The organism is Clostridium tunisiense TJ (assembly GCF_000300195.1).
In the GTDB taxonomy this organism is placed as follows: domain Bacteria; phylum Bacillota; class Clostridia; order Clostridiales; family Clostridiaceae; genus Clostridium_J; species Clostridium_J tunisiense.
On sequence record NZ_AMQH01000004.1, the window covers coordinates 1 to 14018 of the forward strand.

Annotated in this window: 12 protein-coding genes and 1 riboswitch; of the genes, 8 read left to right on the plus strand and 4 right to left on the minus strand. The window is 32.5% G+C overall.

Features of this window, described 5'->3' with window-relative positions; translation table 11 throughout:
* The first annotated feature begins 361 nt into the window (after positions 1-361).
* Positions 362-2698, plus strand: coding sequence for an anaerobic ribonucleoside triphosphate reductase (locus C661_RS0102645; RefSeq protein ID WP_050551812.1), 2337 nt, complete (start codon positions 362-364; stop codon positions 2696-2698).
* Positions 2699-2779: 81 nt separating this feature from the next.
* The gene (gene nrdG, locus C661_RS0102650) at positions 2780-3274 is read left to right on the plus strand and encodes an anaerobic ribonucleoside-triphosphate reductase activating protein (RefSeq protein ID WP_017413747.1); all 495 of its coding nucleotides are present in this window, start codon (positions 2780-2782) and stop codon (positions 3272-3274) included.
* 213 nt (positions 3275-3487) lie between these two features.
* Here the strand turns inward: nrdG and C661_RS0102655 are convergent, their stop codons facing one another.
* Genes C661_RS0102655 through C661_RS0102670 form a run of 4 tightly spaced genes read right to left on the minus strand, consistent with a single transcriptional unit; the run spans position 3488 to position 6162 of the window.
* Positions 3488-4318 carry an energy-coupling factor ABC transporter ATP-binding protein gene (locus tag C661_RS0102655; RefSeq protein ID WP_017413748.1) on the minus strand — a complete coding sequence of 277 codons (831 nt, stop codon included), beginning with the start codon at positions 4316-4318 and terminating at the stop codon, positions 3488-3490.
* Between the two features lie 15 nt (positions 4319-4333).
* Positions 4334-5101, minus strand: coding sequence for a cobalt ECF transporter T component CbiQ (gene cbiQ, locus C661_RS0102660; protein WP_017413749.1), 768 nt, complete (start codon positions 5099-5101; stop codon positions 4334-4336).
* Entirely contained in the window at positions 5094-5420 is a 327-nt protein-coding gene (locus tag C661_RS0102665) for an energy-coupling factor ABC transporter substrate-binding protein (protein WP_017413750.1), read from the minus strand. The genes cbiQ and C661_RS0102665 overlap by 8 nt, the downstream gene beginning before the upstream one ends.
* A gap of 1 nt (position 5421) precedes the next feature.
* Positions 5422-6162, minus strand: a complete 741-nt coding sequence (locus tag C661_RS0102670; RefSeq protein ID WP_017413751.1) for an energy-coupling factor ABC transporter permease — start codon at positions 6160-6162, stop codon at positions 5422-5424.
* A gap of 423 nt (positions 6163-6585) precedes the next feature.
* Positions 6586-6777, minus strand: a riboswitch (cobalamin riboswitch).
* A 285-nt stretch (positions 6778-7062) separates the two neighbouring features.
* Between C661_RS0102670 and C661_RS0102675 the strand changes: the two genes are divergently transcribed.
* From C661_RS0102675 to C661_RS0102700, 6 genes are all read left to right on the plus strand, one after another.
* Entirely contained in the window at positions 7063-7371 is a 309-nt protein-coding gene (locus C661_RS0102675; protein ID WP_017413752.1) for a PTS sugar transporter subunit IIB, read from the plus strand.
* Between the two features lie 15 nt (positions 7372-7386).
* Positions 7387-8697 carry a PTS sugar transporter subunit IIC gene (locus C661_RS0102680; protein WP_017413753.1) on the plus strand — a complete coding sequence of 437 codons (1311 nt, stop codon included), beginning with the start codon at positions 7387-7389 and terminating at the stop codon, positions 8695-8697.
* Between the two features lie 278 nt (positions 8698-8975).
* On the plus strand, positions 8976-10298 hold the full coding sequence (locus tag C661_RS0102685; protein WP_017413754.1) for a 6-phospho-beta-glucosidase: 1323 nt from the start codon (positions 8976-8978) through the stop codon (positions 10296-10298).
* A 56-nt stretch (positions 10299-10354) separates the two neighbouring features.
* Positions 10355-10669, plus strand: coding sequence for a PTS lactose/cellobiose transporter subunit IIA (locus tag C661_RS0102690; RefSeq protein WP_017413755.1), 315 nt, complete (start codon positions 10355-10357; stop codon positions 10667-10669).
* Between the two features lie 130 nt (positions 10670-10799).
* Positions 10800-11087 (plus strand): hypothetical protein, encoded by a 288-nt coding sequence (locus tag C661_RS21145; protein ID WP_017413756.1) that lies wholly within the window; start codon positions 10800-10802, stop codon positions 11085-11087.
* Between the two features lie 133 nt (positions 11088-11220).
* Positions 11221-13890, plus strand: coding sequence for a sigma-54-dependent transcriptional regulator (locus C661_RS0102700; RefSeq protein ID WP_017413757.1), 2670 nt, complete (start codon positions 11221-11223; stop codon positions 13888-13890).
* Positions 13891-14018 lie beyond the last annotated feature (128 nt).

Here is a 14018-nt window from a genome sequence, read left to right on the forward strand (position 1 = left end):
TATAGGGTTCCATGATAGAATTTTAACTTATTCATCTTCATAAACCCTTAAGGGAACCAGGGTAGGACTAATGTATAAGTTAAGTTTTAACTCTGGTTCCCTATATAGTAGTTATGGCAGTAAGTTTACTATTATTTAAATAAGATATTAAGAGAAATTCAAAAGAAAATAATAAGATATAGACTTTATAGCTATATTTGGAATGTGATGAGTTTTACAACCGCTACTATATAAAGTATACTTATTTAGAAGTTATACTACATATAGTAGTTGTTTTATATTAATACATAGATAGGGTAGTAAGTATCTCTGCATCTAAGTGTGGAGATTTTTTATGATATTTAACAAGGGAGAAAAAAGCATGAAAGATAAAAATGTTGAAATCCAGAAAGATTATAGAATAATAAAAAGGGATGGACGTATTGTAGATTTTCAAATTGAGAAGATTGCTAGAGCAGTAGAGAGATCTTTTGCAGCATCAGAAGAAGAGTATACCTATGAGTACTGCTTACAAATGGCAGAAGAAGTTTTTGAAGCACTTATTTTGAATAAGGAAAGTGCTCCAACAGTGGAAGAAATTCAAGATGAAGTAGAAAACTTGCTTATAAAAAAGGGATACTCTAAAACAGCAAAGGCTTATATTTTATATAGAGCTGAGCGAAGCAAAGTTCGTGAAATGAATTCAAATTTGATGAAAGCCTATGAGGATATAACCTTTAAAGCATCTAAGGATAGTGATTTAAAGAGAGAGAATGCAAATGTCAATGGAGATACTGCAATGGGCTCTATGCTTAAGTATGGTTCAGAAGGATCAAAGCATTTTTCGGAAATGTTTATATTAAGACCAGAACATTCTAAGGCACATAAAAATGGAGATATTCATATCCATGATTTAGATTTTTTAACTTTAACCACTACTTGTTGTCAAATAGATTTAATAAAATTGTTCAAGGACGGCTTTAGTACAGGACATGGAACCTTAAGGGAACCAAATGATATTGCAAGCTATTCAGCTCTTGCATGTATAGCAATTCAATCTAATCAAAATGATCAGCATGGTGGACAAAGTATACCTAACTTTGATTATGCCCTTGCCTTAGGTGTGAAAAAAACTTACATAAAAAATTATATTAAGAATATGTGTAAGGCACTAGAAATCATGTTAGATGTAGATAATGCAAAAGAGATAGTAACTGAAATTAATACAAAGCTTTTAAATGAAGGAACTGACCTTAGAATTGGGTATCATGAAGAATATTGTAAAAGAGAAAGAGACGTATTAGTCTTAAAAGGATACAATGACACACTAATTGAAAAGGCGCAAAGTTTCTCATTAAAGGAAGCTTGGAATGAAACAGATAAGACAACATATCAAGCAATGGAAGCTTTAATACATAACCTTAATACTATGAACTCGAGAGCAGGTGCACAAACACCATTTTCATCTATAAATTATGGAATGGATACTTCAGAGGAAGGAAGAATGGTGGTAAGGAATTTATTATTATCCTTAGAACGAGGTTTAGGAAATGGTGAAACTCCAATTTTCCCTATTCATATCTTTAAAGTGAAGGAAGGAATAAATGTAAACCCAAATGAACCTAACTATGATTTATTTAAATTGGCTTGTAGAGTAAGTTCTAAAAGATTATTCCCTAACTTTGCTTTCCAAGATGCACCTTTTAATGCAAAGTACTATAAACCAGGAAAACCTGAAACCGAGATAGCTTATATGGGCTGCAGAACCAGAGTTATAGCTAATGCTTATGATCCAGAAAGTGAAATTACTTATGGAAGAGGTAACTTAAGCTTTACGTCAATTAACTTACCAAGGATTGCACTTAACTCAAAGGGAGATAAAGAGGTTTTCTTTAAAAAGCTAGATGAGTTAATAGATCTTTGCACCCAACAACTTCTTGAAAGATTTAAAATTCAATGCAGTAAAAAAGTTAAGAATTATCCTTTCTTAATGGGTCAGGGCATCTGGAGAGATAGTGATAAGTTAGACTTTGAGGATGAAGTTGGTGAGGTATTAAAACATGGTACCTTAACTATAGGTTTCATAGGACTTGCAGAATGTTTAGTTGCTTTAGTTGGAAAACATCATGGTGAAGATGAAGAGGCTAGAAAGCTTGGATTTGAAATAGTAAGCCACATGAGAAATAGAATGGATGAAGAAGCTGAAAAGACTAAGTTAAACTTCTCCTTAATAGCAACTCCAGCAGAGGGGCTATCAGGAAGATTTATAAAAATGGATAAGGAAATCTTTGGGGAAATTAAAGGGGTTACTGACAGGGAATACTATACTAACAGTTTCCATATTCCAGTATATTATAAGATAAATGCCTACGATAAGATTACAATTGAAGCACCTTATCATGAATTAACTAATGGTGGACATATTACCTATGTAGAACTAGATGGAGATGCTTCAAAAAATGTAGAAGCTTTTGAAAAAATCATCAAAACTATGCATAAATCTGGTATAGGCTATGGTTCAATTAACCACCCTGTGGACAGAGACCCTGTATGTGGCTTTAGCGGAATAATTAACGATACATGTCCTAAGTGTGGTAGAACGGATAAGGATATGCCATTTGAGAGAATTAGACGTATTACAGGCTACTTAGTAGGCACTCTTGATAGATTTAATAATGCCAAGTTATCAGAGGTAAGAGATAGAGTAAAACATAATTAAAGGAATGAGATACTCATTGTTTTTGATTTTATAACACTATAGAGCTAAAGAGAGTAAAATACAATTAAAAGGATGAGTTTTATGAAGATAAAAGTATCTAATATAATCAATGATTCAATTGTAGATGGACCAGGAATAAGACTTGCAGTTTTTACCCAAGGCTGTACCCATAATTGCATAGGATGCCATAATCCTCAGACCCATGATATAAATGGTGGACACCCTATGGAGATGAAAGACATAATTGAAATGGTTAATAAGAATCCATTGCTAGATGGAGTAACTATTACTGGAGGAGAACCATTTCTGCAAAGCAAGGAACTTTCTAGTCTAGCTAAAGAGATAAAGAGACTTGGTTTAAATGTGATGGTGTATACAGGCTTTACCTGGGAAGAGCTCATGAGAAATTATGAGGTTCATAAGAGCTTTTTAAAGGAAATTGATGTATTAGTTGATGGAAGATTTATGCCAGATTTAAAGTCTTTGGATTTAAAATACAGAGGATCCTCAAATCAAAGAATTATTGATGTGAAGAAGACTTTAGAACTGAAAGCAATTAAAAAATTTGAGTTGTAAAGGCTATAAGCTATATAGGGAACCAAAGTTAAGAATTAACTTTGGTTTTCTTAAGGCCTTTTGAAGATCACTAAAATAAATGTTCACCTTGGAAGCTTATATATTAAAAGCATTTAAAAATCATAAATAAACAAGCATTTATAAGCAGGACATTTTAAAAACTCTCATATAAGAAAAATAATAACCCTAGGGAAACATTATCCCTAGGGTTATTTATGTACCAATTAATTTTAACAGTTGTTTCTTGTTACGTGGAATAATATCATCATTGATTAATTCTTTAGCTTTCAAAGCTTTATAAACTTCAAAGACTAAGGGCTTTTCTATAGCTCCTGCTTCTATCCAATGATCATTTTCAAAAACTTCTTCTGGGGTGCCTTCACCTACTAATTCACCATTTTTAAGAATAAATATGTAATCTGACCAAGAGTAAGCAAAATCAATATCATGAGTTGATAAAAGTAAGGTAGTGCCAGTTTTGTTGATATCATTTAGTAACTCCTCAATCATTGCACTATGCTTAGGGTCTAAAGAAGAAGTTGGTTCATCTAAGATAACTACCTCTGGCTCCATAACTAAGATATCAGCAATGGAAACTCTTTTTTTCTGACCATAACTTAAAAAATGAGTAGGCTTATCCTTAAAATCAAAAACATTAGTATCTTCAAGAGCCTTATCAACTCTACGCTTTACTTCAGCCTTTTCTAAATTTAAATTCATAGCACCAAAGGAAACTTCTTGATAGACATTAGCAGAAAAAAGCTGAGTATCAGGGTCTTGGAATACAATTCCGACCTTTTGTCTAATTTTTTTCAATTCTTTATGAGAATATTTTAGAGGAACCTTATTGAAAATTATTTCACCCTTTGTGGGTTTTAGGATGCCATTAAGGTGTAAAAATAAAGTGGATTTCCCTGCACCATTTATTCCAAGAAAAGAAATCTTTTTTCCTCTTTCAATTTTTAGATTTAAATTATTTATAGCTTTAGTACCATCACTATATTTAAAGGTTAAATTATTTAGTTCAATTATGTAATCCTTCACAATACACCTCATTTGTTACAGGAAAATTGCTAAAATTAAAAGCAATAATTCTATTGTAATTATTTTTGGTAGGGATAAAAATTCTTGAAAATCTTCCAATTCAATAACATTTAGGTATCCGTTGTACCCTCTGGACTCAAGAGCTGTAAAGGTATCAAAGGAGCGCTTATAAGATTTGATAAAAAGGTTTGAGCATAGAAGAGCAATGGACTTTATAGAACTTTTCAAGTTTAAATAACCAAGCCTAGAATTTTGAGAGATAATAATATTGGCTGAAGTATTTAATAAAATAAATATAAAATAATAGACTAAAGACATAAGTTCTATAAATAATACTGGGACCTTTAGCTTTTTTAGTGCAAGTAAAATATTTGTCATAGGAGTGGTAACTGTTAGAAAGTATAGACAACTAACAGAGCCTAAGGATTTACAAAAGGTTCTCAAAGAAGTCCATAGGCTTTCAGAAGTACAACCAATATAAGTATTATAAATTTTTATGTAGAATAGAGCACCAACACTTGAATCTAATTTGTTAATAGCTATAGTTAAAACTCCAGTAATTAAAAATACAGTTGGAATTAGAAGAAGTTTTAGGTAAAGGGAGAGTGGAACTCCCCCTTTTACAATTGAAACATAGGACATAAATAATATTACTCCCATAGAAATAAATACAGAATTGCTATATATGCAAATAAACATAGTTAGCAATGAAAATAAAAGTTTTTCAATGGGATTGCTATTACTAAGTTTTGAATTATAAGCATAGTTATCTATACTAATCATTTTCCCCCCTATGTTCCACAGAATGTTTACCCTTTCCGTAGCCTAAGTAATATCCGATTAATCCTGCACCTATTGCAGCCTGAAGAGCAAACAATAAACTTTCAATTTCACCACTTGGTGGCTCCCAGATTGATGAAAACCAAGGAGTATATTCTGGGTTAATTTCTGTAATTAGCTCCTCTGCTTGTCCGTCAGCACCACCAAATTCAGCTCCTTTGTTAAGGAAGAGAGGTAATACTGCAAGAAAAATAACTAGTGCAATTATAATTAAATTGTTAGGAAAACTTTTATGTTTTTTTTCTTTAATCATAGTTGACATTTTAAACCTCCTCACTTATAACCTTTAGCTCTTGTAATTCAGAGTAGTTGTAAGCTTTTAATGCTTTAAAGATTAATACAGTTAGTAGACCTTCACTAATTGCAAGGGGAATTTGAGTTAATGCAAACACTCCTAAAAATTTAATTAATGAAGCATAAAAACCACCTGTGGCACTTGGGTATGCAGCAGCTAACTGAATAGAAGTTACTACATAGGTTGCAAGGTCACCAAGAGTTGCGGCTAAAAACACTGCAAGTCCTTGAGAGCCCTTTGATTTTATAATTAACTTGTAAGTATAATAAGCAACTAAAGAACCGACTACTGCCATAGAAAAGGTGTTAGCACCTAGTGTGGTAATTCCGCCATGCGCCAGTAGCAGGGCTTGAAAGATTAAAACAATTAACCCAACAACACTCATAGCAGTTGGTCCAAAGAGAATTGCACCTAGGCCTATCCCCGTTGGGTGAGAACAGCTACCAGTTAAGGAAGGTAGTTTTAAAGCAGAAAGTACAAAGGTAAAGGCTGCTGCCACTGCTAATATAAATTTGAGTTTTGGATTTTCTTTAAGCTTACTGTTAATAGATCTTAAACCAACCACAATAAAGGGTAAAGTTATTACTCCCCAAGATAGGCTCCAAAGTGGAGAAAGAAAACCTTCCATTATGTGCATGGCAAACACAGTTTTAGAAAGTGTGAGAGAAAAAAGTAGTGACATTAGAAAAATTTCACGTTTTTTTAGCATAATTAATGCTCCCTTCTAAGGCATGTGAAAATAAATAATAAGTCAAAGATGAGAAGGATATTTGGAGTTAGACAAGGAAACAGGTTCCGCAGATAGTAGAGCTATCTAAGGGTTCTGTTGACGAAGTATAGCTCAAAATAGACAAGCATACTGACTTATTTATTTTTTGAAGATGCCTAAATTTAATTTTCATAGTTACTGCTTTAAGAAAAATAGAATACACTAACAAAATGAATTTATTTATTATTTAAAGGAAAGCCTTAATTATTGCTTATTGCAAATAAAAAAACCTAACTTTAGAAAAGTTAGGTTGCCATATTAACATAATTATAAACAGTGGGTTTATTTAATCTACTTTGTAAGCTAAGTTCACAAAGAGAAAGTACTATTTAAGCATATTAGGCATATAAACTTTCCATGGAAGTGTATACCAAACATTAAGCAGGTCTCCTGACTTATAGATCATAACTTATCCTAATCCTTCTCAAAATTTCTTTCAATGGTTTATTTAGGTAAGCTCCCTAGTTACAGTGGCCGGACCGTTGGAGACTTTCACTCCATTCCCTTTTAATTCTCCATACTTTTTATGGAAAAACTCAATGTACGAAATATTCTATTTTATTTAAAGTAAACTATCTAATGTGATTATAAGCAATAACATAAAATATGTCAATGTTTTCGCCCTTGTATACCTAAAGGGGTTTTTTATAGCTTTACTGAAATAATTTAACTTCTAGTAGTAGGCTACAAACAAAGAAACACTGTATCAAAAAGGGTTTAGTGTATCAGTCAGTGAAATAATTGATACACAGTCATGTAAACCTTTAGATATAAGAGTGTGAAAAGTTGGCACGGTTTTTGCTCTTATATTAGTGTAAACATATTTAAAGGAGGTATCATATGAAGGTTCTTATGGTGTGTTCAGGGGGGATGTCTAGCGCTATTGTAGTTAAGGCTATAAAAAAGGAAGCAGATAAGCAAGGCTTTCAATTAGAGATTAAAGCTGTGGGTACACAAGAGTTTGAAGAAGAACTTAAGACAGGAACATATGACCTTGCAATAGTTGCTCCACAGGTTAAACATAGATTCAATGTGTTTAAAGAGCAAGCAGCAAGTGCTAATGTACCAATAGAACTTATTGTTCCAATGGGATATACACCAATAGGTGCACCAAAGGTACTACTGCAAATTAAAAAATATATGAAGTAAGGGGGATTAGTATTTATGGAAAGATTTCTAAAATGGGTTGAAGAAAAATTCATGCCTCCAATGGCAAAGCTAGCTGAGCAGAGACATCTTAGAGCAATCAGAGACGGTATTATATCAACTTTATCCTTAATTATTGTAGGTAGTTTCTTTTTAATTATAGCATCACCACCAGTAGAGTCTTGGGCAAAAGCAGTAGCACCTTATGCAGGTAAAATCCTTATACCTTTTAGAATGACAATGGGACTAATGTCTCTTTATGCAGCTTATGGTATGGGATATAGTTTAGCTAAATCCTATAAGTTAGATGGAATTTCTGGTGGAGTTCTATCCTTAGCAGCCTTCTTATTAATGACTATTCCTTTAAATATGGATGCAGTGTTAAAGGAAGCTGCAAAAGCTGGAGTGCAAGGAGCTAATACTGTAGGTTGGATCCTTCCTATGGGTAACCTGGGAGGAGCAGGTATGTTTGCAGCAATACTTGCCATGATTTTTGCAGTTGAGATACTGAGGCTTTTAAAGAAATACAATATAACAATTAAAATGCCAGAACAAGTGCCAGAATCAGTAGCTAGATCCTTTGAAGCATTGATTCCAGCAGCAGTTATTATCATTGTGGTTTGGTTTGTAAGAGTATGGTTAAACTTCGATATTCAAAGCTTCCTTATCAAAGTGTTCTCACCAATAAAAGGCGTTGCAGGAAACAGTATTTGGGGAGTTATAGTACCAGTATTCTTTATTTGTCTTCTTTGGGCAGCGGGTATCCATGGAGTTTCCATTGTAGGAAGTATTTTAAGACCTGTATGGTTAGTACTTCTTGAAGAGAATGCATCCTTATTAGCGGCAGGTCAGCCAATGGTTAATATTTTACCAGAACAATTTTTCCAATGGTTTATTTGGATAGGAGGATCTGGTGCAACCTTAGGCCTTTGTATATTAATGGTATTCTCTAAGTCTGAGTATCTCAAGAGGGTAGGTAGGTTCTCCATTATTCCAGGAATATTTAATATAAATGAGCCTATTATCTTTGGAGCTCCAATGGTCATGAATCCATTGCTAGCAATACCATTTATTCTAGGACCTTTGGTAACAGGAATAATTTCCTATGTTGCAGTTTCAATGGGTATAGTTGGTAAGTTTGCTATTAATGCACCATGGACATTACCAGCACCTATAGGAGCATATTTTGCAACCAATGGTAATTTACCAGCAGTAATATTAGTTTTGGTAAATATATGTATAACTACATTGATTTATTATCCTTTCTTTAAAGTGTATGAAAAGAAAATGATTAAAGAAGAACAAGAAAGCTCTAATTTAGAAGCATAAAAATTTAAGTAGCTTAGCCATAAAGTATTGAAATTATAAATATAAAATACCCCTTTATAAGTATAAAGAGAATAATATTAAACTGGCTAGGCTACTTAATTTTAAATAGGAATAGTTTTATTTATATATAAGTTGTAACAGTATTTTTGCATTACTCAATAAAATAAAAGAAACTTGTATGAAAGAGAAGGCAAAAGTAGGTTTATTGACGATGTAGCCTCTTTATTTCCTTATATATATTTAAAATTTTATTTACATATTAAGAGAGGAGGAGCTAAATGAAGGGTTTAAAGATAGCAATAATTGGTGGAGGAAGTAGCTATACTCCTGAAATAATTGAGGGATTTATTAAAAGAAGCGAAGAACTTCCAGTGGAGGAAATACATTTAGTAGATATCGAAAGTGGAGAAAACAAACTTAATATAGTTGGAAACCTGGCTAGGAGAATGATTGATAAAGCAGGGGCAAGCATAAAAATAGTACTTACCTTTGATAGAAAAACAGCATTAAAGGATGCAGACTTTGTAGTTACACAGTTTAGGGTTGGAGGGCTACAGGCTAGAGCCATGGATGAAAGATTTCCATTAAAATATGGGGTGTTAGGACAGGAAACTACAGGTCCGGGAGGCTTTGCAAAGGCCCTAAGAACTATACCAGTAATTCTTGAAATATGTAAGGATATAGAAGAACTTTGTCCAGAGGCTTGGCTAATAAATTTTACTAATCCTTCGGGGATTATCACAGAAACAGTGCTAAAGCATACTAAGACAAAGTGTATAGGGTTATGTAATGTTCCAATACACATGACCATGAATATAGCTAAAATTCTTGAAGTAGAGCCTAAGGATATATTTATTGATTTTGTGGGACTAAATCATCTCTTATGGGGTAAAAAGGTTTGGTATAAAGAACAAGATGTCACATCCAAAATAATTGAAGGATTTTTAGATGATAAAAGTTTAACAATGAAAAATATTGTAGATTTAAAGTGGGATGGAGAGTTTTTAAGAGCACTTAACATGATTCCCTGTCCCTATCATAGATATTATTATATGACCGATACTCTTGTTAAAGAAGAAATACTTTTAGTAGACAGTGGGAAAGGCACCAGAGCAGAGCAGGTGCAAGAAGTAGAAAGGGTTCTCTTTAAGAAATATAGTGATCCAAGTCTAGATGTAAAACCTAAGGAATTAGAGAAAAGGGGAGGGGCTTATTATTCAGAGGCGGCTGTATCTTTAATAAGTGCTATCTATAATAATAAGAGAGAAGTTCATGTAGTGAATACAAGAAATAATGGAGCAATTGATCAGGTTCCTGAGGATAGTGTAATTGAAGTAAATTGCTTAATTGACTCAAGAGGAGCCACACCCTTAAGTTATAAAGAAAGACTTCCAGTAGAAATAAGTGGGCTAATTCAACAGGTTAAAAGTTATGAAATTTTAGCAGTTGAAGCAGCAGTTAAAGGGGATATAAATAAGGGATTAATGGCTTTAGTGGCAAATCCGTTAATTCCATCAGTAGACACAGCAAAAAGCCTTTTAAAAGATCTGTTGGAAATAAATAAGGATTACTTACCGCAATTTATGGAGAAGCAGTGGTAGAATCAAATATTTAGTAATAAGAATAATTGCTCTATTGATAAAAAGGGGGAACTTTTATGGAGAATGAAATTTTTGAAATAATATCTCATGGTGGAAATGCCAGAGCCTTTGCTTTTGAAGCAATGAGGGCAGCTGAAGAGGGAAAAGCAAAAGAAGCAGAAGAGTTACTAGAGAAAGCTGAAGAAGAATTGAGCCTGGCTCATAAGACACAAACAAAGCTTATTCAAATGGAGGTAAATGGAGAAAGCCTTCAAATGTCACTACTCATGGTTCATGCTCAAGATCATCTTATGACTGCCCTATCAGAAAAAAGTTTAATTGAGCATATGGTAAAGTTATACAAAGTTATTCACAAAAATAATCTTGTATAAATTTAAGGTGGGGATTTAATCAGACACTTTATAAGTTATTTAAGTAAAGTTTACTTATAGTTTAATATAGAATTTCCTAGTAAAAATGAAATCTTTATAAATAAGAATATGGAATTAAGGAGAAGTGTATATGTGGTCAAAGATTTTGTACATTGCATTACTGATGGTAATAGTGCTTGCTTCAGTAAAATTTACTAAAGCTATGATGAAAAAATTTAAGCTCAATAGGTGGATTATAGGTAGTGCAGCACCTTTTGTTTTAATAATTCCATCCTTACTATTCGATAAAATTCATCCAGTAGTTTGGAATATACTTTCTATTATTTTTTCAGTGATGTGTATTATGTTTTTTGAAATATCTAGAAGTCTTCTTGAAGAAGGTAAGTATAAGGGTGTAATAAAATATAGTAAAAAATAATAAAAACAAAGAAAAACACTGAAAAGATTAAGTGTTAAAGAACTAAGGATAACATTCTTGCATTGCAATTTATCATAAATACCAACTTGTTTAGCATAGTATGTGGTAGAGATGAAAACAAGGTGGTAGTAATATGAAGCATTTAGAGATATATAATGCACTGCAAAGTTTATGCAATAATCATCAAAATGGTAGTGGAAAGATTAAAGGGTTTACTGCAGAGGAAGTTGCAAAGCTAATGAATATGAAAAGACCAAATGTAGTGAGGGAGTTCGCAAAATTAATAAATGAAGGGCTTATGGAAAAGGCTACTGGAAGACCTGTACTTTATTATGTAAAAAATTATAATAAACCTTCAGTTGAAAGGATAAATGAAGCTCTGCTTTTAGAAGACTCAGTGTTTAATTCCATAACTGGAAAAGAGTTAAGTTTAAAGCATTGTATAACTCTTGCTAAAGCAGCAATAATTTATCCACCAAGGGGGCTCCATTGTCTTATTGCAGGAGAGACTGGGGTTGGAAAGTCCTTTTTTGCAAAAACTATGTTTAAATATGCTTTGCAAACCAGAGTTATTAAGGATAATAATAGATTTTCCGTATTTAACTGTGCAGATTATGCTAATACTCCCCAACTTTTAGTTTCTCAAATATTTGGAGTTAAGAAGGGGGCCTTTACGGGAGCCACTGAGGATAGAGAAGGAATCATAGAAAAGGCAAGAGATGGGATTTTGTTCCTTGATGAAGTTCATAGACTTCCACCAGAAGGGCAGGAGATGTTATTTACTTTGATGGATGAAGGATACTATTCCCCTTTGGGAAGTACAAAGCAAGTTGCCATTAATTTAATGATAATATGTGCTACTACTGAAAATATAAATTCTTCATTACTTAGAACCTTTACTAGAAGGATACCTGTAACCATAGTTCTACCACCTCTTAGGGAAAGAAGTGTGGAGGAGAGACTAGAACTAATTCAAAACTTTTTAGGGGAAGAATCAAAAAGAGTTGGGAAAAAAATTGAAGTTCAAGGAGATGCTTTAACCGCATTAATTAACTATGATTGTTTTAATAATATAGGAGAATTAAAAAGTGATATTCAAATAGCATGCGCTAAGGCTTTTCTTAGAAGTATGTTTTCTCATGGAAACGTAAAAGTTCATATGGAAGATTTCTCACAAAAGGTAAAAGCTGGACTTTTAAAAGCAAAAAAAGTAAGCAACATGGATAGTAGTCTAAAGTTTTCAAACAACGAGGAACTAACAATGGGAGATATGGAAGAGAAGTATAAGCTTTCTAAAAATATTTATGAATTCATTGATAGTAGAAGCGAATTCCTCAAATCCTATGGCTTAGAGCAAATAGATATAAAAGGAAAGCTATCGGATGAGGTAGAGGATTTTATTAATAGGTATGTGGCAAGCATTAAAGATAAGCATGAGTTTAAAGAAATAAAATCTATGATAGACAATAATATTTATGATTTACTAAGTAATTTTATATATGTTGCAGAATATAGATTGAAGAGAAAGATTAGGAAAAATACCTTTATAGGATTATTAATTCATATTGATGCCTTTTTAAACAGAGCTAAGGTAAAAGGTATAATAGAAAATCCTAAAATTGATGAAGTGAGAAAGAAATATCCAGAAGAATTTAAGCTAGCAATGATTCTTGCGGACAAGCTTCAAGAAAAATTTAACATTGTAGTCCCTTTAGAAGAAATAGGGTTTATTACTATGTTTTTTGCAGCTGATGGAAAGGAAGTTCAAAAAAGGGTTACTGTAATACTTGCGATGCACGGCAATAGTACGGCAACGTCTATGGCAGAGGTAGTCAATGAATTGTTAAACACAAATCATGTTATTGGCTTTGATATGCCCTTATCAATGAAACCTGAAGAGGCACTTCAAAGTATTGAAAAAATTATTGTGGAAAACCATGAGGGTATGGGAGTATTACTTATGGTGGATATGGGGTCTTTGAAATTTTTTAATACAATAATAAGAAAAAACACAGGAATAGAAGTAATTACTGTAGATATGGTGACTACTTCTATGGTAATTGAAGCCACTAGAAAGGCAATTATGAATAAAGAACTACAACACATTGTGAAAGAATTAAGTCCCAATACTAAGGTAATAGAATGTCAAGATAAAGAAGAAGTAAAGAAGTCTGTAATTATAACTGCTTGCTCTACAGGGGAAGGAACAGCTCAAAAACTAAAGGAGTTTATATACAAAAATTTTACTGGAGAAAAATATGAAGTAATAAACCTAGGAATTAAGGATGAAGAAAAATTTCAAGAGGCAATAGAACAGCTAAAAAAAGAAGCTAATATTAAAGCTGTAGTGAGTCCTTTTAAAATAACCATTCCAGGCATAACCTATATACCCATGGATAAATTTTTTAGAGAGTTCATGGATGCAGATTTTCAAGATTATATCAGTGATGAATCTCTTTTAGAAAACATGAAAACCATATATAAAGATTACTTAAATTTAAAGGACTCAGAATATATGGTGAATACACTAATACAACTTATTACAAAAATAAAATACACCTTTGATATACATTTAGACAGTGAAAAATTGAATGGTCTTTTAATGCATTGGGGGGCATTAATTCAACGATTAATAGAAAGAGAAGAAACCTATAAATGCAAAAACTTGCAAACTGTATTGAAAAGGTATGGTGAACTATTCGAAGTTATTAGGCGAGGGGTTATGGAATTAGAAGCTAAAGTCAACATTACTTTTTCAGATGAAGATATAGGAAATATTATTGAAATATTAGTAAATCTGTAGGATACGGTAAGGCTTCAATGTGTAAGCAGAGAAAAAATATTCCCTATAGGCTTTTAAAGAGAAACTTTATATTAGTCATCTTAAAGCCTAAGGGATCAAGGTAGACTCATATATAAGAAAATAGCAAT